This window comes from Pseudomonas sp. KH_040, from assembly GCF_057839305.1.
Map to the genome: position 1 here is coordinate 3,342,862 of NZ_CM174487.1, position 24,009 is coordinate 3,366,870.

Annotated in this window: 25 protein-coding genes and 1 pseudogene; 13 read left to right on the top strand and 13 right to left on the bottom strand. The window is 53.5% G+C overall.

The window, feature by feature from the left end; genetic code table 11:
• Positions 1-35: 35 nt before the first annotated feature.
• Positions 36-626: a TetR/AcrR family transcriptional regulator gene (locus AC3IUF_RS14990; RefSeq protein WP_423502506.1), complete on the bottom strand. Its 591-nt coding sequence runs from the start codon at positions 624-626 to the stop codon at positions 36-38.
• Positions 627-725: 99 nt separating this feature from the next.
• Here AC3IUF_RS14990 and AC3IUF_RS14995 point away from each other — a divergent pair, with 99 nt between their 5' ends.
• The 4 genes from AC3IUF_RS14995 (at position 726) to AC3IUF_RS15010 (ending at position 3,926) form a co-directional block, all read left to right on the top strand.
• On the top strand, positions 726-1,484 hold the full coding sequence (locus AC3IUF_RS14995) for an SDR family oxidoreductase (protein WP_489281578.1): 759 nt from the start codon (positions 726-728) through the stop codon (positions 1,482-1,484).
• A 398-nt stretch (positions 1,485-1,882) separates the two neighbouring features.
• Entirely contained in the window at positions 1,883-2,314 is a 432-nt protein-coding gene (locus tag AC3IUF_RS15000) for a MarR family winged helix-turn-helix transcriptional regulator (RefSeq protein ID WP_063321034.1), read from the top strand.
• Positions 2,315-2,346: 32 nt separating this feature from the next.
• Positions 2,347-3,063 (top strand): nitroreductase, encoded by a 717-nt coding sequence (locus AC3IUF_RS15005; protein WP_122674079.1) that lies wholly within the window; start codon positions 2,347-2,349, stop codon positions 3,061-3,063.
• Between the two features lie 128 nt (positions 3,064-3,191).
• A complete protein-coding gene (locus tag AC3IUF_RS15010) occupies positions 3,192-3,926 on the top strand; it encodes an NADPH-dependent F420 reductase (protein ID WP_489281581.1) in 735 nt (244 codons plus the stop codon).
• A 143-nt stretch (positions 3,927-4,069) separates the two neighbouring features.
• On the opposite strand, the gene AC3IUF_RS15015 is transcribed toward AC3IUF_RS15010, so the two are convergent.
• Positions 4,070-4,780, bottom strand: a complete 711-nt coding sequence (locus AC3IUF_RS15015; RefSeq protein ID WP_489281583.1) for an SOS response-associated peptidase family protein — start codon at positions 4,778-4,780, stop codon at positions 4,070-4,072.
• 98 nt (positions 4,781-4,878) lie between these two features.
• Between AC3IUF_RS15015 and AC3IUF_RS15020 the strand changes: the two genes are divergently transcribed.
• The 4 genes from AC3IUF_RS15020 to AC3IUF_RS15035 all read left to right on the top strand — a co-directional run bounded on the left by AC3IUF_RS15020 (position 4,879) and on the right by AC3IUF_RS15035 (position 7,832).
• The gene (locus AC3IUF_RS15020; RefSeq protein ID WP_489278412.1) at positions 4,879-5,310 is read left to right on the top strand and encodes a LexA family protein; all 432 of its coding nucleotides are present in this window, start codon (positions 4,879-4,881) and stop codon (positions 5,308-5,310) included.
• Entirely contained in the window at positions 5,297-6,577 is a 1,281-nt protein-coding gene (umuC, locus tag AC3IUF_RS15025; protein ID WP_489278414.1) for a translesion error-prone DNA polymerase V subunit UmuC, read from the top strand. Before AC3IUF_RS15020 ends, umuC begins: the two co-directional genes overlap by 14 nt.
• Positions 6,578-6,706: 129 nt before the next feature.
• A complete protein-coding gene (locus AC3IUF_RS15030; RefSeq protein WP_489278416.1) occupies positions 6,707-7,264 on the top strand; it encodes a lipocalin family protein in 558 nt (185 codons plus the stop codon).
• Positions 7,265-7,307: 43 nt separating this feature from the next.
• Positions 7,308-7,832, top strand: a complete 525-nt coding sequence (locus AC3IUF_RS15035) for a DUF3833 domain-containing protein (RefSeq protein ID WP_489278417.1) — start codon at positions 7,308-7,310, stop codon at positions 7,830-7,832.
• 409 nt (positions 7,833-8,241) lie between these two features.
• On the opposite strand, the gene AC3IUF_RS15040 is transcribed toward AC3IUF_RS15035, so the two are convergent.
• The 3 genes from AC3IUF_RS15040 to AC3IUF_RS15050 all read right to left on the bottom strand — a co-directional run bounded on the left by AC3IUF_RS15040 (position 8,242) and on the right by AC3IUF_RS15050 (position 10,442).
• A complete protein-coding gene (locus AC3IUF_RS15040) occupies positions 8,242-8,604 on the bottom strand; it encodes a putative quinol monooxygenase (protein ID WP_489281655.1) in 363 nt (120 codons plus the stop codon).
• Between the two features lie 80 nt (positions 8,605-8,684).
• A complete protein-coding gene (locus AC3IUF_RS15045) occupies positions 8,685-9,374 on the bottom strand; it encodes a carboxymuconolactone decarboxylase family protein (protein WP_489278418.1) in 690 nt (229 codons plus the stop codon).
• Between the two features lie 87 nt (positions 9,375-9,461).
• Positions 9,462-10,442 (bottom strand): aldo/keto reductase, encoded by a 981-nt coding sequence (locus AC3IUF_RS15050; RefSeq protein ID WP_122595316.1) that lies wholly within the window; start codon positions 10,440-10,442, stop codon positions 9,462-9,464.
• A 132-nt stretch (positions 10,443-10,574) separates the two neighbouring features.
• Between AC3IUF_RS15050 and AC3IUF_RS15055 the strand changes: the two genes are divergently transcribed.
• Positions 10,575-11,468, top strand: a complete 894-nt coding sequence (locus tag AC3IUF_RS15055; RefSeq protein WP_489278419.1) for a LysR family transcriptional regulator — start codon at positions 10,575-10,577, stop codon at positions 11,466-11,468.
• 177 nt (positions 11,469-11,645) lie between these two features.
• Here the strand turns inward: AC3IUF_RS15055 and AC3IUF_RS15060 are convergent, their stop codons facing one another.
• A complete protein-coding gene (locus AC3IUF_RS15060) occupies positions 11,646-12,542 on the bottom strand; it encodes a serine hydrolase domain-containing protein (protein ID WP_489278421.1) in 897 nt (298 codons plus the stop codon).
• Positions 12,543-12,879: 337 nt separating this feature from the next.
• The gene (locus AC3IUF_RS15065; protein ID WP_489278423.1) at positions 12,880-13,227 is read right to left on the bottom strand and encodes a hypothetical protein; all 348 of its coding nucleotides are present in this window, start codon (positions 13,225-13,227) and stop codon (positions 12,880-12,882) included.
• Positions 13,228-13,781: 554 nt separating this feature from the next.
• Here AC3IUF_RS15065 and AC3IUF_RS15070 point away from each other — a divergent pair.
• Positions 13,782-14,186: a hypothetical protein gene (locus AC3IUF_RS15070; protein ID WP_489278424.1), complete on the top strand. Its 405-nt coding sequence runs from the start codon at positions 13,782-13,784 to the stop codon at positions 14,184-14,186.
• Between the two features lie 1,077 nt (positions 14,187-15,263).
• On the opposite strand, the gene AC3IUF_RS15075 is transcribed toward AC3IUF_RS15070, so the two are convergent.
• The 3 genes from AC3IUF_RS15075 to AC3IUF_RS15085 all read right to left on the bottom strand — a co-directional run bounded on the left by AC3IUF_RS15075 (position 15,264) and on the right by AC3IUF_RS15085 (position 16,993).
• Positions 15,264-15,704 carry a DUF6957 family protein gene (locus AC3IUF_RS15075; RefSeq protein WP_489278425.1) on the bottom strand — a complete coding sequence of 147 codons (441 nt, stop codon included), beginning with the start codon at positions 15,702-15,704 and terminating at the stop codon, positions 15,264-15,266.
• A gap of 119 nt (positions 15,705-15,823) precedes the next feature.
• On the bottom strand, positions 15,824-16,186 hold the full coding sequence (locus AC3IUF_RS15080; RefSeq protein ID WP_489278426.1) for a hypothetical protein: 363 nt from the start codon (positions 16,184-16,186) through the stop codon (positions 15,824-15,826).
• A gap of 75 nt (positions 16,187-16,261) precedes the next feature.
• Positions 16,262-16,993, bottom strand: coding sequence for a metallophosphoesterase (locus tag AC3IUF_RS15085; RefSeq protein WP_489281657.1), 732 nt, complete (start codon positions 16,991-16,993; stop codon positions 16,262-16,264).
• A 200-nt stretch (positions 16,994-17,193) separates the two neighbouring features.
• Here AC3IUF_RS15085 and AC3IUF_RS15090 point away from each other — a divergent pair, with 200 nt between their 5' ends.
• A complete protein-coding gene (locus AC3IUF_RS15090) occupies positions 17,194-17,679 on the top strand; it encodes a helix-turn-helix domain-containing protein (protein ID WP_109784911.1) in 486 nt (161 codons plus the stop codon).
• Positions 17,680-17,744: 65 nt separating this feature from the next.
• Here the strand turns inward: AC3IUF_RS15090 and AC3IUF_RS15095 are convergent.
• Positions 17,745-17,868 (bottom strand): annotated as a pseudogene (locus AC3IUF_RS15095) (hypothetical protein); the annotation flags it as partial.
• A 318-nt stretch (positions 17,869-18,186) separates the two neighbouring features.
• Between AC3IUF_RS15095 and AC3IUF_RS15100 the strand changes: the two are divergent.
• The gene (locus AC3IUF_RS15100; RefSeq protein ID WP_109784912.1) at positions 18,187-20,808 is read left to right on the top strand and encodes an AAA family ATPase; all 2,622 of its coding nucleotides are present in this window, start codon (positions 18,187-18,189) and stop codon (positions 20,806-20,808) included.
• 465 nt (positions 20,809-21,273) lie between these two features.
• On the opposite strand, the gene AC3IUF_RS15105 is transcribed toward AC3IUF_RS15100, so the two are convergent.
• On the bottom strand, positions 21,274-22,308 hold the full coding sequence (locus tag AC3IUF_RS15105) for a DNA-binding protein (RefSeq protein ID WP_109784913.1): 1,035 nt from the start codon (positions 22,306-22,308) through the stop codon (positions 21,274-21,276).
• Between the two features lie 196 nt (positions 22,309-22,504).
• Between AC3IUF_RS15105 and AC3IUF_RS15110 the strand changes: the two genes are divergently transcribed.
• Complete coding sequence (locus tag AC3IUF_RS15110) at positions 22,505-23,518, top strand: tyrosine-type recombinase/integrase (RefSeq protein ID WP_109784914.1); 1,014 nt, start codon at positions 22,505-22,507, stop codon at positions 23,516-23,518.
• Positions 23,519-23,552: 34 nt separating this feature from the next.
• On the opposite strand, the gene AC3IUF_RS15115 is transcribed toward AC3IUF_RS15110, so the two are convergent.
• Complete coding sequence (locus AC3IUF_RS15115; RefSeq protein ID WP_146206151.1) at positions 23,553-23,939, bottom strand: hypothetical protein; 387 nt, start codon at positions 23,937-23,939, stop codon at positions 23,553-23,555.
• Positions 23,940-24,009 lie beyond the last annotated feature (70 nt).

The following is a 24,009-nucleotide window of genomic DNA, read 5'->3' on the forward strand; positions in this document are numbered from 1 at the left end:
TCCTGTTCTCGCCGACGCGTGTCCTGACGTTGATGCTACCCGTTATTCTTTTTCAGGCTTTCGGGGCTGCCAGCGCACAGACCATCCATCACCAAATTCATCAATCTGGCGAGACGTAAGCGCCATTCGCTCTGGGCATCCATTTGCCATATTCCCGCGATGGCTAGAAAAAAGTCGTCGTTTGTAATCCCGCTACGAATCGTTCCTGCCTTTTCATTTGCCCTCAAAAGCAACTCGGCAGCTCCTTGGACAGGAGCGTATCCCGACTTCCCTGGGAACTCGTAAACGCAAGCAGCTTGCTGGATCGCAGCAGCGAGCCCTGCCTTTGTCATTGCATATTCAGCGAGGCAGTCCATCCACTCTCGGAGGGCTTCCTTAGGTGGTTTTGTCGCCAGCAACTCTTCCGCCAACAAGGCCACCTGCTGCATTTCGAATTGATAGACCTCGAATACCAACTTCTCCCTGGTAGGGAAGTGACGATAGAACGTGCCCTGCCCTACCCCCGCCTTCTTCGCAATCGTACTCAGCGGAACAGCAGGATCGCTAGTCAGCTCTACCACTGCGACCTCCAGAATCCGTTCCCGGTTTTTCTTGGCGTCAGAACGCATCACCAAATCGTGAGTCATGAACAAAATTTTCCTTCACTGCATTGCTAAGCGGACAGTTGTCCGGTACGGTTTTAAAGTGGACAGCTGTCCGCTTAGTCATCGTTTCTGGAGTTTACTATGAACAGCACTGGCAACACGATTCTGGTTACTGGCGGCACCTCAGGCATCGGCCTTGGTCTGGCGCTAAGATTTCACAAGGCGGGCAATAAAGTCATCATCACGGGACGTCGCAAGTCTCTGCTCGACAAGATCGCGTCGGAATATCCAGGTATTGAATCAGTAGTGCTGGACGTCTCCGACCCACAATCCATCCAGCGCAGCAGCGAAGCGCTTGCGATTAGCCATCCGAATCTGAACGTTCTTATAAACAACGCGGGGATCATGCTCTGGGAGGATCTGACTGATCCGGAAAGCCTGAGCACAGCCGAAGATATCGTGACGACGAACTTACTTGGCACGATTCGCATGGTGTACGCATTTACTCCCCACCTGATCAAGCAACCCAGTGCAACGATAGTGAATGTCAGCTCGGCGTTGGCCTTTGTACCGTTGCCAGCTACACCGACCTACAGCGCAACCAAAGCGGCAGTTCACTCATTCACTCAAAGTCTTCGAGTGCAACTTGAGGATTCGTCCGTCGAAGTGATCGAGCTTGCGCCACCAGGGGTACGTACCACATTGCTTGGACAGGAAAACGACGAAAACGCTATGCCCTTGGAGGAGTTTTTGGATGAAGTCTTCGAACTGCTCAAGACTGTTCCGACCCCACTAGAATTAGTAGTCGAACGCGCCAAGCCATTACGGTTTGCTGAAGCGAGCGGTTCACATGATGAGGTGTTGAAAATGCTTGCCGGATACCAGCCACCGGCAGAGTAACGTTTACCTTGTGGGCACACCTGATGCGTCCAAATAAGCAGCTAGTATCTGCCTACTGGGCGCACAGTTTTTTTGTTGCTCCTATTCATCTTGGGAAAAGGGCGGCACAGCTGATCATCCAATTGGAGCGGACAGATGGATGCGGTGCGCAATCTCACGCTAATAAATTTGGCTACCAGCGGAGCAGTCCGATACAGCCTGAAACGCTGGCCTACGCATCTGGCAAGTGGGATTGGCCATTCCCTAGCGCATGACCAGGCGTCCGCCTCAAATCGCAGTAGCTGTTAGGCATATTCTACTTATCTGGATGAGCCATTCGTCGAGCGCCGAAGGCGTCGGTTGACACAGCAAGTCTCCTTCTAGAATATATAGTGCACTATATAATAGTGAGCTATGAAATGACCTCAAACCGGAAGCGAGTGGGTACCCAGCTGTCTTTTTCACTCTACGCGGCGGCAAATCGGGTCGTGCGATTGCACAAACCCTATCTGGAACCGTTGGGCCTAACCTTCCCTCAGTACCTGGTCATCCTGGAGCTTCTAAACGGTTCACCACTTACTGTGGGGGCACTTGGAACCCGGCTTGCGATGGACGCTGGAACCATAACGCCATTGCTGAAAAGGCTTGAGGCTGCCGAACTCGTCAGCCGCACACGGGATCCTGCCGACGAGCGCCGCGTGATGATCGACCTGACGCCTAATAGCCGAATGTTGGAAGCTGACATTCGGGGAATCACTAGCAAAATTAAGTCAGCTTGCCAGCTTGATGAGCGGGGTATCGATGAGCTTCGACAAACACTCGATGCGCTCGGTCATCCGGCAACCGACTGAGTATTTTTCACGCCTTGCACAAAGAGGAAATCATGACTATTTCAATATCTAGATTCGATGCTGATACAGCGATGGATGACACCCTTCAATTTCAAAAGACGGCACGCACTCGGCGGTCTTTTCGCGGATTTCTGGACACCTCCGTGCCCGATCACATCATTCAGGAGGTGTTGAAGGATGCCCAGTGCGCTCCCTCCAACTGCAACACCCAACCTTGGGACGTACACATCGTTCGCGGTCAAAAACTAAAAGAGCTTTCGCAGATTCTCCACGCAAAAAATACTGCAGGCGAATTCACGCCAGACTTTTCGTTCGATATGGATGCTTTTTACGGCATGTATGGGGATCGTAAGAATGCGCAAGGCAAAGCCTACTACGAGGCTATGAATGTTATGCGTGAAGACAAAGAGGGGCGTCGGCGGGCCGCAGCCCTGAACTTGTCTTTTTTCAATGCTCCCCAGGCAGTTTTTTTATTCATGCCGGTGTTTGGCGACAGTGTTCGAACTGCTGGCGACATTGGTATGTACGGCCAAACCTTCCTACTGTCACTCGCTGCCCGTGGGTTAGGCGGCATCCCGCAAACCTCGCTTGGTTTCTATGCAGAAACGATCCGCGAGGTGTTAGGCATTTCTGAAGAAATGAAAATGCTGTTTGGCATCTCATTTGGCTACCCAGACGAGAGTGCTCCAGGCAACCGCATGCATATGGATCGCGTGCCAATTACTGACAGCGTGACCTTTCACTCTTGAAAAGTCGTATTTACCTGAGCCAGGCGACATGCGAGCCCCAGAGCGAAGTGGCTGCGTGACATGCTTAATTCATTCGCATATCCAACCAAGCGGTCACTCAAGTATTGGTTGTAGGTAAGGAGGTTGAAGTGAAAATCGGAATTATTGGTGCCGGCAATATTGGGGCTACACTTGCCCGCAAGCTTGCTGCGTGCGGCCATGAAGTTAAGCTGGCAAACTCGAAAGACCCTAGCAGCATCCAGAAACTTGCCAATGAAATCGGCGTGAACGCGGTCACCAAGGAAGATGCGGTGTCCGGGGTAGAAGTTGTAATCCTCTCGATCCCCTTCGCAAAATACCCTGATCTCAAACAGACGTTGAGCAATGTTCCTGAGAAAACCGTCGTCATTGACACGTCCAATTATTATCCGGGGCGCGACGGTGCGATTAAAGAAGTTGACGACGGCAAGCCTGAGAGCATCTGGGTAAGCGAACAGATTGGCCGACCGGTGATTAAGGCTTGGAACGCCGTTCTCGCAGCGACTCTTGCCGACAAGGGGCAACCAGCGCGGTCGTCAGAACGCATTGCCTTACCTGTAGCCGGCGATGACATTAATGCTGAGGCAATTGCGCAGGATCTCGTAGAGGATACTGGCTTTATCGCTCTGGCCGCAGGCAACCTTGAGGATTCATGGCGCCAGCAACCAGGTACACCTGCTTACTGCACTGAGCTGACCTTGCCGGAACTCAAATTGGCATTGAAAGCGGCAGACAAGTCACGGGCGCCTCAAAACCGCGACGCACTCATTGCCAAGTTTATGACTCCCGGTAGTCAGTTTACTCACGAGCAAATTGTTGCCACCAATCGGGTTATGACGGCCTGACTTTTGGGATGTGGTGGGATCTGCATATAGATTCCCACCTTATCGATCAAGCCTCTGAAGTTTTGACCTGAATGATAAAACCGGCGAGATTAAAGCTTCCGCTCACTATCTAGCACCTCAAGTCCGTCCGAGCATTGGAGTAGTCATTCGTCAATATCCGACGCTAAGGTCAATGGTTCGATCAGACCAGCACTCTGATTACGAACGTTACCCACATCCTTACCCACCTTGTACCAGTGAAAATCCGTAGTAGGCCTGCAGTGCTCCATTGCCAGTTCCCGAGCTCGTTCCGGGGAGGTGTCAGGATCTATCCATTCGCGGGCGTGCTCAGGTGCCAAGACCAAGGGCTTGCGATCATGTATATCGATCATGCCTTGGTCACTCGCAGCGGTAATGATGACGAAGCCGTCGCGATCATCCGGCTCCAGGACTTCGTGCACCTCGGCCAACCCTGCGAAGAACATCGGAATCTGCTTCTTCAGAGTTATGAAATACGGCTGCTTTTTCTTCGAATCGTTATCGTCCTTGACCCATTCGAACCACCCGTTCGCGGGTGCGAGTACGCGCCCATTTGGCCAGAGCTGAATGAAAAATCTCCCGGTCATGACGGTCTCGACTCTCGCGTTAATCGGGTCAGGCCTCTTTCCCTTAGCCCAGAACGGCGCCCATCCCCATTTAACCTTATCGACACTCAAGCCCTCTCCCACTGGCCGGATAATTTCCACACGGGTAGAAGGCGCGACGTTGTATCGCTCGACGGGCCATAGGTCATAGCCATTGATCACCATCTGTTTTGGCGCGAGCTCCTTGAGATAGTGATCCATTGATTCGTAGATCGAGTAGCGTCCGCACATGATGTCACCCGTCGAATTGTCGTACCTATGAGATTGACCGCAAGCGAACCAAATCGTTAACTGTATGCATGTACAGTTAACCTTTTAAGGCTTGCATCATGAGCATCATCATTCTCGGCCCACTCGCATCTGGCGGCAGGAAGCTGCCCCTCTATTCTTTCAGGGTGCCGGCGGGCTTCCCCTCCCCTGCGGCTGATCACATCGAAAAGCACATTTCCCTCGATGAGCTGTTCGATATCCGCGCGCCGCACGTGTACCTGGTGAGAATTGATGGAGACAGCATGCAGGGTGCCGGGATCTACTCAGGGGATCTGGTAGTTGTTGATCGGAGCATCGATGCGGTCAGCGGCGATATCGTCATCGCGGCGCTGAACTCAGAGCCATTCTGCAAGCGCCTGCTTCTGCGTGAGAACGCCGTGATGCTTTTATCGGAGAACCCAAAATATCCGGCAAGGCATGTAATGGAGGGCGATGAGCTCGTGATCTGGGGTGTCGTGAAATACAGCGTTCGCAATCATGACAACACCTGAACCTGTCTTCGCTCTGATTGACTGCAATTCGTTTTACGCGAGTTGCGAGCGGGTTTTCCGGCCCGACCTGGCGCGGACGCCCATCGTGGTGCTGTCCAACAACGACGGCTGCGTGATCGCGCGCAGCTACGACGCCAAGCCCTTTGTGAAAATGGGCCAGCCGTACTTTCAGATCAAAGACCATCTACGCCGACATGGAGTGGTGGCCTTCAGCAGTAATTACGCGCTGTACGGCGACATGAGCGAACGCGTCATGACGATCATCGAATCGCTGGTGCCTGCGCTTGAGGTCTACAGCATCGACGAGGCGTTTGCCGATCTGACGGGGATTGCCGGTGACTTGTCCGCGTTTGGTCGTCAGATGCGCTCTGCACTTCTCAAACGAACGGGCATCCCTGTCGGTGTCGGCATTGCACGCACTAAAACCTTGGCCAAGCTCGCCAACCATACCGCCAAAAGGCTGCTGGATATCACCGGCGGCGTGGTCGATCTATGCGATCCGTTCAAACGTGACTGGACACTTCGCAATACCGATGTCGGCGAAGTCTGGGGTATTGGCAAACGCATGAAGGCTCACCTCGAAGTCATGGGCATTAAGACAGCCATGGACTTGGCGAAAGCCGATCCAACGATGCTTCGCCAGAAATTCAGTGTGGTGATCGAGAAGACTGGTCGCGAGCTTGCCGGCACCTCCTGTCTGGAACTGGGTGAAGCTGACCCACCCAAACAAGAGATTTGCTGTAGCCGAATGTTCGGCACCCGGCTCGCGCAGATCGAGCCAATCAAGGAAGCCGTCGCGACCTACACCCAGCGTGCGGCGGAAAAGCTCCGCGCGCAGAACTCTCTGTGCAAAAAAATCCGCGTGAGCATTCGCACCGGCATGTTCAATCCTGAAGAGGCGAAATATGCGAACGGCGCGCTGGTGGAACTGCCCTACCCGACCAACGATGTGCGCCTGATGACGAAGGCGGCCACCGAAGCAGTCAATCGGCTGTTTCGACCGGGCTTCAAGTACAGCAAGGCAGAGGTTCTGCTGATGGATTTGCGACAGCCCGGCGAATTCACTGATGACCTGTTTGCGCATTCTCAGCCGATGATGGCGGATAAGGTCATGAGCGTACTGGATGAAATCAATGGCCGTTGGGGAAATGGAGTTCTTCGCCTGGCCAGCGTGCCGGCGGCGCCGGGTTGGGCTATGCGCCGGGAGTTGATGAGTCAGAGCTACACGACGAAGGTAGAACAGTTGTGGACGGTCATGGCCAGGTAAACGGTCGTTGAAAACGGACGGCGGCTTACAGTGAGCGTGCCATCGTATCGACTGCAAATCGATAGCACTTTTCCTCGCTCACCTACCTCCAATGACATGCGCGTTTCTCCTGACAACCTGGAGGTCTCTATGTTGATACGCAAGATCGTTCTGCTTTCCTGTCTGGGTGTGGCACTCGCTGGGTGCGCTGGCTCGCGCCAGGAGCCCCCTCCCACCACCATGCAAGTCGACTTGCAAAAATATCAGGGCACCTGGTACGAACAGGCGAGGTTACCTATGTTCTTTCAGCGCAATTGCCAGCAGTCAGAAGCGCAGTACGGTCTGCGTGATGATGGCCGCATTGACGTCACCAATCGTTGCAGGGAACAGGATGGCGAATGGAAAGAGGTAAGCGGAATTGCTGAATCGCAGCAGCCAGGCAAGACAGACAAGCTCTGGGTGCAATTTGATAACTGGTTCAGCCGAATCGCACCAGGAATAACCAAAGGTGAGTATTGGGTGCTTTACCACGACCCCGCCTACCAGTTCGCATTGGTCGGTCACCCGAACCGGGAATATCTGTGGGTGCTTTCACGCGCCTCCGAAATTAACGGCGTCAACCGTGAACAGCTGGTAAAGATTGCTCAGCAACGAGGGTATGACACCAGCAAACTGATCTGGCGTTCGGCGGATCCGACCAAGCCTTAGTCAGCATGGCTACTTAAGCCCTGAGACCGTTGAGGAAATGCGCATGCTCAAGAGATGGATACTGCTGTTATGCATTGGCCTTGCGAGTTGCAGCCAGGTGGGTGTGCAGACCTACAGCCAGGAGACGCCCACGCTTGAGTTGCGCGAATTCTTCGAGGGCCGCGTCGAAGCGTGGGGTATGTTTCAAAAGCGCTCAGGCGAGGTCATAAAGCGCTTTCATGTGGTCATCAATGGCCACTCCGAAGGCCGCAGGCTGATCCTCGACGAGTCGTTTACCTACAGTGACGGTACTACGCAAAAACGGGTGTGGACGCTAACCCCTGCTGGCCCTGGCCAATGGCTCGGAACCGCTGGCGACGTAGTGGGCGAGGCGCTTGGTGAGGTGGCAGGCAATGCACTTCGCTGGAAATATGTGCTGAACCTTCCGGTGGATGGCAAGGAGTACGAGGTGCATTTAGATGATTGGATGTACCTGATGGACAAGAACACCCTGATAAATCGCTCGTTCCTGACCAAATTCGGTGTGGAGGTCGGCCAGATCACCTTGTTCTTCCGCAAGCAGCCTTGAGGGCGCGGGGGACTGCACATGATGGTACTGCCATGATGACACTCTGTGGACATTTTCGCTGAACCGGTCATGGCCGTTTTCTGACCGTCGCGACGGGCCGAGCGACCATCGCTCTCCTTAAAGAAACTGCGAGATGTCCGCCATCGCCCGCATAATGCAAAAGTCCTTTTCCTCACTGGGGCAACTTGATAAAGCGCACTGCGCGCCGCCTCAACATTTGCAAGACGTGAGATCAACTCAGCGGCCAGACAGACCAATCTGAGTCACTATTGAGCGTCCGCTTTGGGTCGCTTTCAGCTTTTCGCAACCGGCAGTAATCGGCCATAAGCAGCCATTCGTGAATGTCCGTCTACGACCCATAGCGGACAATATTCAATGACGGTTGGGGCAAATTTTAGGTGCATAACCATTAGCGCGATCCATAAGTACAACCCTCCGACTGAACTGAGTTACTTACACGAGCATTGAGGGTAATAACGTGGCCGAAAGTGAGCAGTGGACGTAGCTCTTTCCTTAACGCTGGCGACATGCTGATGCCGGCGTGCTCTTCGACCGCCTGCTGGTTTGTCCAGCCATCGAGAATATAAAACGTATTGGGTGCTTCGAAACTCTGATAGAGGTCGTAACAGAGGCAACCGGGTTCCGCTCTTGCCGGCTCAACAAATTGCAGGCTAAAGGCTTTAACCCGCTCGGCGTTGTAATCATCGCAGCGAAGCTCGCAGATGATGTGCCGCTCTTCGGATTTGGTGTTATGCGTATTTTTATCCTGGATTTAGACGAAACCATAGCTGGCGCGAAATGACCGATTCATGTCCGGTCATTCGACGTACAGCGCCAGATTTGCCAAGTGATTTACTCGGAGCGCTTTTCGAATATTCCTTTGGCGATGTCTGCCGCCGACATTGCGTTCGGCCAACCGGCGTAGAAGGCCAGATGCGTAATGACTTCGGCAGCCTGAATTTGGGTCAGACCGTTATCCATGGCTTTGTTCACATGAAAAGGGATTTGAGCGGCTTGCCCCACTGCAACCAGAGCCGCGACCGTGACCAGGCTGCGGTCACGGGGAGTCAGTGCCGGGCGCAGCCACAGGTCATGGAACAGTACCGAAGTTGTATAGCCTGCGAGCGCGTCGAATGCAGGGCCGATCATCTGTTCCACCGCCGCCACGCGCCTCCGCTCAAAGCCTTCATCGATTGGGAGCAGGTTGTCCTTTACATCCGCCAATGCGCTTGGTGCGATACCGCGAGTCTCAAAGACGTCTTTGGCGATGGATGCCGCCAATGTCGCATTGCCCCAGCCGGAATAGAATGCCAAATGAGTGATGACTTCACCCAGTTCGGTGGGCGTAACGCCATTTTCCAACGCCAAGTTGAATTGGCGAGCCATTTCGTCTGACTGATGCCGCGCAATCAAGGCGGCAACAGTCACGATGCTGCGATCCCGGGGCAGCAGTTGCGGGCGCTGCCATATCTCTTCTAGAAGCACGTCATGGGTATAGCGCGCAAATGCCGGTACGGCGAAGTTAGCTTCGTCTGACTTCATAGTGATCGCTTGCTCGTGCAGGTGGATAGCGGGAAACGAGGGTGTGACGGTGCCCCCGAAGAAACACCGTCAGGCGCTGAAGAACGATTAACGGTTGATGGTTTTCATCATCTGCGCGGTGTAACGCTCACCTTGTACAGGCACCTTGGCCAGAACCTCACCAAGTTCGCGAAGGTCTTCTACGGTCAATTCCACGGTTGCTCCGCCTACGTTCTCTTCAAGGCGATGCAGCTTGGTTGTGCCTGGTATAGGCGCGATCCACGGCTTTTGTGCCAGCAGCCAGGCCAGCGCAATCTGGGCGGGGGTGGCTTGCTTGCGTTGGGCGATTTCACCGATCAGGGTGACAAGATGGTGGTTGGCCTCGCGGGCACCGTCAGCAAAACGAGGCAGATTGTTCCGGACATCACCGTTGGAGAAGGTCGTGCCGGCATCAATTTTCCCGGTCAAAAAACCCTTGCCCAATGGACTGAAGGGAATGAAGCCAATCCCGAGCGCTTCGAGGGTTGGAATAATTTCCTGTTCAGGCTCACGGGTGAACATCGAATACTCACTTTGAAGTGCGGACAGCGGCTGCACCGCATGGGCGCGACGGATAGCGTCTACGCCGGCTTCACACATGCCAAAGTATTTGACCTTGCCTTCGGTGATGAGGTCGCGCACGGCCCCGGCAACATCTTCCATAGGAACATTTGGATCGACGCGATGCTGGTAAAACAGGTCAATGCAGTCGGTCTTCAGGCGCTTGAGTGATTCTTCCGCCACCTGGCGGATGCGCTCAGGTCGACTGTCCAGCCCTGCGGCGGGACTGCCGTCCTTAAAACCGAATTTTGTCGCGATGATGATCTGCTCGCGAAATGGTTGAACGGCTTCGCCAACCATTTCTTCGTTGACTTGGCCATAGGCTTCTGCCGAATCGAAGTGGGTGACGCCACGCTCAAAGGCCGCCCGGATGAGTTTGATTGCGTCCGCTTTGTCAGTGGTGGTGCCATAGCCGAATGTCAGGCCCATGCAGCCCAAGCCAATGGCTGAAACTTCGAGGCCGCTGCTGCCGATTTTGCGCTTATACATCATCCATCTCCTTTGCGGGTATTGGAAACCAACCCACAAACTGTTTGGTTATTGGGGATGGAGCTACTTTATAAACATCTGACCCATTCAAGAAGTGGCATACTGCGATAACCGGTATGAGGTTAATTCATAATGCCACAGAGCGATTTCAACAGCCTTGCGGTGTTCATCACCGTTGCGCGCGAGCGCAGTTTCACCAGGGCTGCGGCCCATTTGGGGGTGTCCCAATCAGCTATTAGCCATAGCATCCGCAGTCTTGAGGAACGTCTTGGTATCCGCTTGCTGGCCCGCACCACACGCGGCGCGTCGCCGACCGAAGCCGGTGAGCGATTGCTTGTGAGCCTTGTGCCTTACTACGAGGGGATAGAAGCCGAAATTGCGGCGTTGGGAGAGCTGCGTGACAAGCCGGGCGGAACTATCCGGATCACCTCGCCCGACCATGCGGCATCTACCATTCTCTGGCCGAAACTCTCTAGGTTGCTGCCGGAATATCCCGATCTGACTCTAGAGATCAACATCGGCTACAAGTTAATCGATATCGTCGCTGAACGTTTCGACGCCGGAGTGCGTATAGGCGATCAAGTGGCAAAGGACATGATCGCAGTCAGGATTTCCCCTGACTTTCGAATGGCTGTGGTGGGAGCGCCGAGTTACTTTGCTAATCGTGCTAAACCACAGATTCCCCAAGATCTGACAACTCATAACTGCGTGAACCTGCGTTTGCCCACTCATGGTGGTTTGTATGCCTGGGAGTTTTCCAAGGCCGGCAAGGCGCTACATGTTCAGGTGTCTGGCCAGATGATCTTTAGCACATCACCCCAAATAATGACCGCCGCTCTGGAAGGATGCGGGTTGGTATATGCACCGGAGGATCTTGTCCAGGCACATGTCAAGGATGGTCGGTTAATCCGTGTTCTGGAAGACTGGTCACCAACTTTTCCCGGATATCACCTTTACTACCCCAGTCGGAGGCAGTCCTTGCCAGCCTTTGCATTGATAGTCAATGCTCTCCGCTGCACGAGTTAGGGAACTCTGCGATCAATCCAGTATTGGTTCCGATTTTCTCATTGGTGACCGACAACCTCCAGCGGTTGATCCACACCATTATCAATGTACGCTTTTGGCCGATTGCTGCCTGTCGCGAAGGGCTGCAATCGACCCAAAGTGGTCTCCGAAGAATCATGAGACTGACGCAAGAAGGACTTAGACACCTTCAGCCCCTTGCCGCAGGGCTTCTATAAGTTGTCCAACAACGTGTGCTTCGACGGCACCTTCATTGGCGCCCGTCTTAAAAGCAGCGCTACAAGCCGATGCGTCGCCGTCGCGGATACGGTAGACGGCAATGACACTGCTTGGCCCGCAGCCTGTGTGCCCGCATAGGGAATATCCGCCGCCAATCGACCCCTGCATCACACCAAGGCCGTAGCCGGGTGTGATCCATGGGCGCCCGGGAATCGGGCCGCCCAATGTCCGTACTGTTTGCATTTCCTGGATCAAGCCCGTGGAGAGCAGGTCTCCGCAGAGAAGTCGATCCAGAAATTGCGCTGCTTGCGAAATGGGGCCGATCAAAAGGCCGTGATAAACCCAAGCGGGGTCATAATTTGAGGTGTTTCCAAGATGGGTCGTTTGTAAGTCTTCTCGCGTTTTAGCGAAGCGAACGTTCGACAGCCCCAGAGGGGTTAGCACACGTTGACCCACAGCATCATCAATCGTCAGATCAGTTAACCGTTCAATTAGCCTGCTGATGTGCAAGTAGCCCACATTCGAGTAACGCCAACCGGTTCCGGGACTGTATCGAAGTCGAGCGCCGTCAAGACGTTGCATCAGTTCATCTACCGACCAGGCTGACTCACTGTTCGTAACGGCGGCGTGATACTCCGCAAGTTCGCCGTAATCGGCCAGACCTGACTCATGCCGCAGTAGCTGACGTAATGTGAAAGGCTGGTCAAGAATTGGGTCGTCCAATCCGATCAGCCCGTCACGTACCAATGACAGTGCTGTCGCAGCCAAGACTGTTTTCGTAAAACTCCACCAGGGGGCCATCAGTTCTAATCGGTCAGGCGTTTGTGGCTGGCCATTTGAAATGAGTGAACTGAGCATTGGCTTCCTTGGAGTTTTGAGCGGTTCGACAGTCGACAAGATATCTCATTCACTCTACTTCGCCAGATTGAAAAGCCGGTTGTTTGTACTGTCCTGTACGACAGCTCTTGGCCGAAAGCAGCCAGTTTTGGCTATCTCTAGACGCTGCCACCGGCAGCTGATTCACGCAACCAAGAGCCACGAAATCGATACCGTTAGGCGACTCAAACATCAGTTAACGGCCTCTTTTTGCGACAATCAGACTGAGGCACTAATAGCCCCTTGCCGTTTACCACACTTTCGGGATCCCAGTTGTCGGAAGCTGATTAAGGCTCTGCTGATGGGATCTCCCCCTGCCCTACAGCCCCATATCCCGCTCCAGCTGATCCGCTTTCATCGCGTCAGAAGCAAAGCCGATCTTCATCAGGTGCGATTGCAGATGATCGCGTAAATGCATTCTCAGGCGAGACCTAAGCTCAACATGGGACGCAAATGGGCCCGCATCGATATCATGACGTTTCAGAGCATTACGTAGCACCCTGATGTTCTCAGCACCGATAGCTGACGAGTGCAGCCGTACGATAGGATCAAGCCCCGGGATTCTCTTGAAACTATCGACAGCATCTTCCACGAGTCGCACGAACGCCACCGCGTCAAAGGACTGCTGCGCCGAGCGCCAAACCTTAAACTCAATCTCGTCTTCCATCTGCTCTCTCCAGTTGATCTGCGGACTGACTCGCACGAAGTTGTCCGACACGGGTATTTTTTTAAAAAATGACTCGTTGTTTGAAATCAAACTGGATAGCAGCGGCTTACGCCGCTAAGTGCCGACTTTGCTATGCCCACAGGGCAGTCACACATCAGCGTCAGCAGGATTAATCGCAAGAAAAGGCCAAAAGCAGAAGCACTGCATAAACAAAACCACACACCGTTTCCTCAGCAGGATCGCCGGTAGGTGGGGCGCTGAGATCGCTGCTTTTTTGTTGTCCTCAAATATAAAGATCCGTCGCTCGAAAAAATTTTCAAGGGGTCTTCTGAAAATATATTTTTCTTGACTCGACCCTCACGCAGCCACGACGGCCTCCACACTCGTTTTGTTTGGAGATTGCGCAATGCGTGCGTTCAGATCAACACATCTAACAGCGTACAATTACCTCCCCTGTTGGAGCGTCCCAGGTCGTCCAGGAAGGATGTGGCAGCAGTTGAAATCACACCAGCCGATGACGCGGCACAGAACGTGGATGTATTAAGGAAAACCAGATGGCGATCGATTTGAAAGGTCTGTGGCAGCGAGAGCGCGCAAGGCGGGCCGCTTTGTGGGGGCTGGAGGACTTGCGACCAGGTGATGATCGCGCAAAACCTCACCTAAGCATGCTCGATGAAATTGATCGACAAGATCTCGAACAACCCCATGGGGATGCTCCGCTTATGACAATCGAGGAGTTGAGAGACTCTGTGCCGGAAACGTCGTACGAAAGCAGCGATGGGCATTGTTTCTTGATCGTTCTAGATCAGCATATTCCGCAAGTCTGGCGAACAAGATTCGAAGCAGCCAATGCACTTGCTGAGCGTCTTTCCGAAGGAGGCTATGCCCATGACTGGCGTCGTTTTCTGAGAACCTGGGTTCGAGACATGGAGCGTTTAGCGGCTCACCGGTTCTGCTAATTACCGCTGGTTTTCTGGAGTGACTATCCCCTCCTCTCCGCCAGCCTGTCGCACACAAAAAATGAGTCCTTAAAGCCGACATGACTTGGCAGTGCAAGGCTGCTTTACCTGAGCCTCCACATGCGAGCTGAAGTAAATGCCATGCATGAACAAATTTGGATCGAAGGTGCGGCTACGCGTCAGCAAGCGGCTCAGCTACAGACCTAAATCTCTGAACAATTGATCCTCCTTCATGTCGTCGGTGGCCATCTCATTGTCCACCAGATGCCGTTGCAGGTGCTGAGAAAGATGGTTCGTCAGGCGGGATCCGATCTCGATGTAGTTATCTGAAACGCTTGCATATAAATTTCGACCGCTCACTACGTTTTGCAATATCTGAGCGCATGGTAACCCTAGTTCGGATACGTCAACTCGGGTCGGCCAATCATAGATGGGTACACGGCTGTAGGTGGCGACCGCCTCCTCAACCAAACGCACAAATTCATTGGCACCGCATGTCTCATACACTGAGCACCAAATGGCTAAATCACGTTCCCTAAACATCACATTCCTTTCTTCATTGATACACAACATCTCGGCAAGAGATTGAATGAGTGAGAAGGCATACTGGGCCGAACGATGTCGTGAAATTCAATGCTTGGCGAAGGCGAATTTACAGTGTCCCAAAGGTCTGTTTTCATGGATTCAACAAGGAGCTTTCCGAGAGTTCAAGCGCAGTCGCTTGGCGGTAACCAATTGACGTGATCAAGGCACCGTACGCGGAGCCAGTCCTCCCCTCCTAACTTCCCAGCCCCGCCACAGACCTCGCAGATAGCCAACGACCTTTCTTCTGCACGAGCGATCAACTCACGGCACGTCGCATCACCACCCGAGTAATAAAACCGCAATCCCCCGAACTTCGCCTTCACCTGACGCGCCCGCACTTGAGGCACCTCGGGGTGAGCTTTCAGGTAGGTTGTCAGCGCGCCACACAGCTCATCTAGCAAATCCAGCCAGCCTGGCAGACATCCGATCTCGCGCAGGGGTACGTGGGAGAAAAACTCCGGATACCGATCGCGCAGGATCGGCAATAGATGTTCAAACATAGGTTTTCTCTGCTCGCATTATGTCAGCGGCCAATGCCTCGACAGTGGGCAAACTCACATGCTTGCGCGCGCCTCGGCCGGCCAAGATGAAGATCCTGTGTTTGCTTTCAAAAATGAAGCCATCAAATTCACATTGGAAATCACTGAGAATGCTGTCGCCAGGCAGGTAAGTGTTTTCGCTGTCGAACTCAGCTGATTGGGCGTACAAACGCGTTGCATCAAGCCCCTGAGTTTTGATTTGTCGCTCCTGAAATTCTGGGAGCATCACATCCAAAATCATCCATCGTCTGACGATGCAAAATGGCTTTTCTGTGAAGGTATCAGTGGCTAGTTCGATCAACTCATTGTTGCTCAGCTTTGATCCATAGAGGGGTTGCGCTGGCCCAAAAAGTAAATCGCCTAACAGGTCTGTATCCGTAACGCTTGTATTCATAATTTCGCTTTAACCTGCTCTTCCCGTGAGTACCAGACAGGAATTGTTTTCCCTATACCCGTTGTCATCTGGAGAGCCCAAGAGTCTTTTCGATCCGCGTATCCGTACCCGCAGTTCGCTCAGTGATAGATGCGATTCATATAGAGATTGCCGCCGCCAAACGCCCAACTGACGATCACATATCTGCTACCTGCCACGGTTTGGAATAATGCATAACCGTCAATGAAGGTGACGCCCGTTATGCGAGAAGTTCGCATACTCGCACCCTCTCGGAAACGGCCCGTGGTATCGCCATAAATTGTTCCCATGATGACGGGTGGACTGTCGACGGCTGCGAAGAGAAACGCCGTGATGCTCACACCAAAATCCTTTTCCATCGCCGCCGCGACCTCTGCCGGAAGAAACGATGCGATCTGTCGCTCAGTCATCAAGTAGCTCGCTTGAACTGTCAGCTGGCGATCGTGTTTCGTTGTCTGCTCCATACATCTCCCTGCCCTCTTCAACTATCAACACAGAGCTGCTCCAGACCCCATAACTCTCCAGTGGAGTGAAGCTCCTCACGGAAGATCAATTACAAAGCCGTGGTTAAAGCCCGTCCGCTCACCTGGATAACCTCTAGGGTTCGAGACCACCCGACATTTATCCATCGCGATATCAACCGCGCGGTGTGTATGCCCAAAAATCCATAGATCCGCTTTATCCAGAAGCGCGTGCCAACGGTTTGAGTAGGCAGCACTCAAATGTCCCTCGTGTTTATCACCCATGACTTCGGGTATGGGTGCGTGATGCGTAACGACCACAGTTTTGCCATCAAATGGCTCACCGAGCTCCTTGGAAAGCCAAGCGAACGACGCGTGGTTTCGACTGATGAGGTCGGACGGGCGTAGCCGACGATAGTTTTCTCCAGTCCGAATGACTCGAAAATCATTCATCCAATCCCATGCTGTTTGGGTAGCCGCAGCCACGTTTTCAGTCGAGGAAAAATCAGTCCAGCCAGTGGTGCAAAGGAACCGCGTTTGATTCCAAATAAAGGTCTCGTTTTCCAGGACGTGAACGTGCGGCAAGGCGGCGTCCCTCATCTTGTGGAGGGTGTGATCTATGTGTCCTCTATAAAACTCATGATTTCCACACACGTAAATTACAGGGCAATCAAACGTCTCATTCGCCCACTCCACTCCCCGTCCTTTCAAGTCTATGTCACCGGCCAGGATCACCAGGTCATAGCCATTGGATAGGGGCTGATAGGACGAAAATTCGCTGTGCAGATCTGACAGCACGTGAAGTTTAATCAATGGCCTGATCTCGATTTGCAGCTAAATTGATAAGGTCAGTATCAGCGTATGGACATGCGTGCCAGCGAAGTAGTCGCAGATGCTGTTGCTTTGTTTGTACAGCTTGGTAGACCTACCGGAAAATCCGGCAGGAGGACTATATACCGTCGCACCGGACTGAGCAACATGGCTACATCCTCGTTTTTCGAGAGACTCTGATGTCCTTAAGCAAAGGGTTTGCGGCCGTACTACGGACTGCTCGGGCGTTACGAGGCTTATCTCAGCAGGATCTGGGAGATGTCAGTGATCGCAAACACTTCTGGCAAATCGAAAATGCAAGATCATCACCAACGTTGAACAAGTTCGAAAAGCTTTCGAAGGCGCTTCAATTTGATCCCGTTACGTTGCTTGCCCTGTGTGTAGCAACACGCGATAACGTCTCGCCATCCGATGTCCTTCAGCGGGTTCAGAAAGAACTCGCTGAATTCGAGAGTATGGGCGGTACGAAGAAACTGACCGAGAGTATGGAAAGCGGTGTACTCAAATCGCGCGCCAGTGAACAGCTACGCAAGATGGCCGCCGTCCAAGAGTGCAAGCGAGCAGGTCTCACGCAAAAAGCGACGATGGAGAAGCTGGGGCTTCCAAAGTCCACGGTTCATGACCTTTGGAAAATGACGGATCAGGACGGGAAGTCTAAAATTTGAAGTGAACACGCTTAGGAGCTTATTGATACGAGCCCTGACCCTGAGCATACGCAAGGGACTCGATCTTTCAGCTCCATGTTGTAACTCACTCCCCCCAAGAATCAGGTGGACTCGTAAGCCGTTCAGTCTGGGAATGGCTGTGCGGTTCTTCAAGTCGACCACCTGAGTGGCGCTGCCGCGATTGGCCATGATCCCCTTTTGCATTGCGCTCGAAACGAAGTTCGATAATCCGGCTCAATGTTTGTTCCTTACCATGACTGGATTCGAGGGCGTGAAGAGAATGCATAAATAAGCATTTTCATGCCCTTCATCTTTCAGTTTTTATTCGCTCCTGCGTAACTCTGAAATCGCAACGCGACATCATTTTGGCCAGCTACACTCCAAAACCATGCGGAGCAGGCTGTGAACGCGCGTGGCGAAGCCCTCTTCCCGCACCCCGCTAGTCGCGCACATCGAAAAATAGGTGGCGCCTTCTAACTGGATGCACTGGCACGAGAAGGAGGCTCCATGACTGTTCTTCAGGAAGTATTGATGTGGTCAAAAGGCTTGCCTGCCTGGCAAGGGGATTGTGTGAGACGCTTGCTGGGACAGGAGACTGTAACGCAACAGGATTTTGAGGATGTACTCGCCCTTCTCAAGTCGGCTTATGGAATCACTGATCCGGAGGGACGTATAGCCTCGCCCCTGAGTGAGGATCAGATTCCTGCGGAGATAAAGCCCACTACTCACATCGAACTGCATGCCGTAAAAAACCTGGTGAACGTCAACGCAATCGCATCAGAACACAGCCTGACATTCGCGCCTCAGGGACTGACAGTGATCTACGGGGGGAATGGCTCAGGTAAGTCAGGGTACTCCCGCGTACTGAAACGAGCATGTCGAGCACGGGATCAGACAGAAAGCATCTACCCGAACGCAAATAAACCACTTCCAGCGGATGCTAATGCTCGTGCCACCTTTAGCATTAGCATAAATGGTGTCAGTAGCGATGTGATGTGGATTGATAACCACCCTGCTCCGCCAGAACTATCCAGTCTTTCAATTTTTGACTCTCGCTGTGCAAACGCATACCTGGTTAACGAAGCTGACTACTCCTATGTCCCTCACGGCCTGGATGTTTTCGAACGACTCGCCGCGCTGCAGCAACAGTTGAAAACTGCGATTGAGCAGGAGCAAAAACAGTACTCCGTTGACCTCTCCGCTTACTCACCGATGCAAGGCCAGACGGAAGTCGGAAGGATGATCGCTGCCCTTTCTGCGAAGACCAATCCAAGCGCTGTTCAAACGCTCGGCACCGTTTCAGATGACGAGCTCACCCAGCACACAACCATTGGAAAAAGTCTTCAGGAAAATAATCCCAAAGAAAAAGCCAACCAGATCAGGCGACTGGCGCAACGTATATCTGGGGTTGCCGGCACTGCCTTGAACAAATCGCTACAGGTTGACCAGGATTTTGAAAAAGACCTCAAGCAATCGGTTGAGAGCTATCTCCTAGCAAAATCGGCGGCCGAACTCGCCGCCAAAAAATTCAAAGAACAGCAAAACCTACTACCAGGCACTGGTGGAGATGCGTGGCGGGAGCTTTTCGACGCAGCTCGTAAATTCGCTCTCGAATCCCACCCAGGGCAGGACTTCGTATCGCTCGATCCGAACAGCCCATGTCCACTCTGCCAACAAACCCTCAATGATGGCGCCGCGCGACTGGCTCGCTTTGAGGAGTTCATCCAACAAGAAGCTGAAAAAACGTCGCGCGCCCGCCGTAAAGCAATGGTTGAGAAATACACACCGCTTACGATACTGGATGTGACGATTGGACTCGATGAGGCCACGCATGCGGAAATCCAGGTACTGGCTCCAAAGGTCGCGGCGGACTGTCGGGAATATGAGCGTGCATTAGGGGAGCGTCGTGACCAATTGGTTGACGCTGTGAAGTCCAACAACTGGACAGGTATCGCGCCTCCCCCTTCAAATCCCTCATCTGGATTACAGGCACTGGTGAACCAACTCAATCAACAAGCTCTCAACCTTGAGCAGGCGTCCGACGAGGTGGCAAGAATTCAACTTCAGCAGACGTACGCGGAACTGGAAGCACGCGTGCTGCTGAGCAAGGTAAAAGACGCAGTCATAAACGCCATTTCCCGGATGACCCACACGGCCATTTTGGCCAAATGCATCACCGCGCTTCGGACAAATTCCATCTCAACCAAAGCCACTCAGATTGGTGAGACCGTAATATCCACGTCACTCCAGGACGCTCTTAATGCCGAGTTCAAAGCGCTAGGTGTGGGAGGTCTCCAGGTTGCCCTCCAGAGTCGATCAGGGCGTGGAAAAATGCTGCATAAGCTCAAGCTGGAACTGCCTCAGAGCCGAAATCCAAAAGACTTACTCAGTGAAGGTGAACAGCGAGCCATTGCGTTAGCGTCGTTTTTAGCTGAGGTAGGTCTGAGTGAAAGCACAGGAGGCATCATCTTGGATGATCCAGTTTCCTCTCTGGATCACCAGCGTCGAGAGCGTGTTGCTGCTAGGTTAGTAAGAGAAGCAGCGCACAGACAGGTAGTGGTTTTCACGCACGACATCTACTTTCTTTGCATTCTGGCGGAACAAGCAGATTCGGCCGGCGTAACCGCGCTGACGCAAAGCATCGCTCAGCGTGCAGAAGGTTATGGTGTCGCAACACCGGAATTGCCCTTTGAGGGCAAAAATACGACTGGGCGCATCGGATCGCTCAAGGCTCGCCACCAACACATAGCGAAGCTGTTCAGACAGGGTGAAGAGGAAGAGCACCGCAAGCATACCGTCGAGGCATACGTCCTCCTTCGAATGGCATGGGAGCGTGCCGTCGAGGAAGTGCTTTTACGACGCGTTGTTCTAAGATTCCGCAAAGGCATAGAAACCCAGCGTCTGTCTGAAGTCACCGTGGATGACAATGATTATGTGCAGGTATCTGCCGGGATGAGCAAGTGCTCCAACTATGCTCATGACAAGGCAATGGTTGGTGGCGTAGCGGTACCGGATCCAGATGAACTGTTGTCTGATATTCAGGCCTTGGACACATGGCGCACCCAAATCGAAACTCGCAGTACTGCGACGAATCGCGCCAGGAAATCGGGTGCCCCCTCTTGCCCGTGAATCTCTACTTGGCGCTTCTGGTGCCGGACATCAGAGAGAAGCTCGCTGAGGGCATAGAATGGTAATGCTGATGCAATGAAGTAACCGCCTGGATTTTCAGCCAGCGGATGACTTTGCAATTGCTTCAGACGTAGATTGCGAGCCCCGCCCTATTTTCAAGCAATTCATACAACCCGAGATCGAGCAGTCATGAACGAGCACGACATGGACGTTGTGATTGCGCCTACCTGGGGAACAGGGCTTACCAAGTTATTCCGAGGGTATTAACTGGCATCGGGGCTGGCATAACAGACACGATGATTGTCGATTTATCTCTCGCGCAAACTCGCCACAGCTCCGTCCTTCGAAAGGTATTCACCAGAGCACCGCTTTCCCCGTAGCTGCAGATGTCCAGCAATCGCATATTCCCTGAGCCGCTGAAGGGCATCCCGAAATCCAGCAACGCGTGATTCATCCCTACGCATATCACTCTTGGCGTTGACCATCTGCTCGTTCGCTCCGTGATGGATTGGTTTCATGTTGAAGTTGCTTCAGCTCATGTCGCAACTGTTCGATCTCGCTCTGAGTCGTTTCCAGCAGCACCTGCGTATTCCTAGCTCGTGCATCGGCCTGGCTGGCGGATTCGCGAAGAGAGGCGGATTCTTCGCGGGATTGGGCAAGCTGATCGATAAGCTGCTCTTTGGCCCCCTCTTCTCTAGCTGACGCGATGGCCAAGGCATTGAGATCACTGGTCAGTCGCGCGATGGTGTTGTCTTGGGTGGCCATTACCTTGGCCTGTTGGCGGGAGTCGCTAAGCAGGCGCTCGTTGTCACGATTCAGGCGGCTGAGGTCGTCCTGTTTCACCGACAGAGTCTGTTGCAACTGACGATGCTCAACCTGGATTTGCTGGAGTTGGCCTTCATGCCGGCGCTGTTCTTGTTCGCGCTGATCCTTCACGGCTGTGCGGTAGTGCTCAAGTGCGTCACGGGCATGCAGGTGCTTTTCTTCCAGCGAGCGAATCTGCTCATCCTTCTCATGTACCCGTATTTCGAGATCAGCACAGCTCTGGCTCAGACGAGCGTTGCGCGTGAGCTCAGACTGCAAGCTGCTTTGGCTCGTGCTCAATTCACTTGCTTGGACGCCGAGGGCGGCCTGAAGGCTATCGTGCCGGCGCTGCAAATCCGCCATGGCAGCTTGTGCCTGCGCCAGCTGTTCATCGACTGATGCTCGGTGTTTATCGAGCTCAGCTCGCGCCTCGGCCACCTCTTCGGCACCTTCTTCCAGCAATCGATCCACCAATTGGCCGACTAGCCCGGTGAGCTCGTCGCTCAAGCGTTCGCGGCGCTCCTTTGGGCGCGACTCCCCTTTTCCGAGCTCACCTAGATACCGGGCAATAGTTGTCATCGAGCCAGTATTTCCAAGCTCGACGCGCACAGCGTTGATGCTGGGATTTACACCCCGCGCGATCAGCGCGTTTCGCGCTATCTGGACGATTGCCTTGTTGATACCGCCGCGTGCCATGCCGCCTCCTACGATATCGTAGTGTATAACGTTTTATGTAATTACATATTACAATAGGTAACGAAAGTAGTCACAAAATTTCAATTTCTATGAGCAAATAATGGAGACTTATGGCTTCTTTATCCTCAAAAAGGCTTTTAGCTCTCGCTTAAAGTGTGGAATGCTGGAATCACTCAGATTTTGAAGGCAAAAGGCGATGGACAAGGCCGACCGGTACCTCAAGGCGGGCACTAGGGAGAACACCCGCAAAAGTTACCGAGCAGCGATCGAGCACTTCGAGGTGACGTGGGGCGGCTACCTGCCCACCACCGGGGACTGCATCGTTCGATATCTGGCCGAGTACGCTGACAAGCATGCGATCAGCACGCTAAAGCAGCGGCTGGCCGCGCTAGCGCAGTGGCACATTACCCAGGGATTTCCAGATCCGACCAAGACACCTAATGTGCGCCAAATGATCAAGGGCATTCGGGTAGTTCACCCCGCCCAGATCAAGCAGGCAGCCCCTCTCCTACTCACGCATCTCGAGAAAGCCGTGACATGGTTGGAAGCAGAAGCGGCTGCCGCGCTCGATCGGGGTGACTACAAAACGCTCCTACGCCACCGCCGCTCGGTGGCACTAGTGCTGATCGGATTCTGGCGTGGGTTCCGCGGGGATGAACTGGCCAGGCTCACGGTAGAAAACACCAAAGCCCATAGCGGTGAAGGCATCACGTTTTTCTTGGCTCACACCAAGGGTGATCGCCAGCATGAAGGGACGACCTTCCAAACGCCAGCGCTGACGATGCTCTGCCCGGTGGAGGCATATATCAACTGGATTACCGTTGCAGGCCTCGCGAAGGGCCCTGTCTTCCGTCGCCTGGATCGATGGGGGAATCTTGCGGACAAGGCCATCCAACCTCATAGCCTAATTCCAATGTTGCGCCGGATCTTCAAGGAGACCGGACTGCCCGAAGAGCTTTACAGCACTCACTCGATGCGTCGGGGCTTTGCAACCTGGGCGTCGGCCAATGGCTGGGATATCAAAGGGCTGATGAGCTATGTGGGATGGAAGGATATGAAGTCGGCGCTGCGGTATGTGGATGCCGGTATGTCGTTTGGCGGTTTGGCTGCGCGCGCTGCCCCCTCGCGATTGGAGGCTTCGCATCAGGCCGCGCCGGATGGGGTCAAGCGCGGAGCCGAGCCCAAGAAGCGCGAACAGCAGCAGATTTGAAAAGTGCTGATTTTGGCACTTGTGCATGGGCGGATTAAAAAGCGTACAGCAGGTCATGAGGGTGAACATCGGTGCGCTCAAACTGAATCTCTTCAGGGTGACCATCGACGCCCACCACTTTGACGAGCCCAGCCTCATGACCATGCAGACAAATCAAAGTGATGGTGACCTCGTTGGCAGGTACGATCGCTTCATGGAAGGTATGCCGCTCGACCATGTAGCGGTCACCTGCAATCAATTCGAGCCGTGTCGCTTCCTCGAGGTGCAGCCGGGTGCCCGTTCGACGCAGCAGGTTGGTCGTGCCTTTGACATATTTGTCACCACGATATGAAACCTCATACAGTGGGTGGCCTCCTGTGCTTACCTCTCGAACGTGGTAGTTGACGTTGGTAAGCTTTCCTTTCAAGAGACGGCTATTCACGTGACTCTCATGAGTGTGTATGCGTGCGGGCATTCCGGAGATGATCCTCTCCCCTTCAGGCCAGAGATGC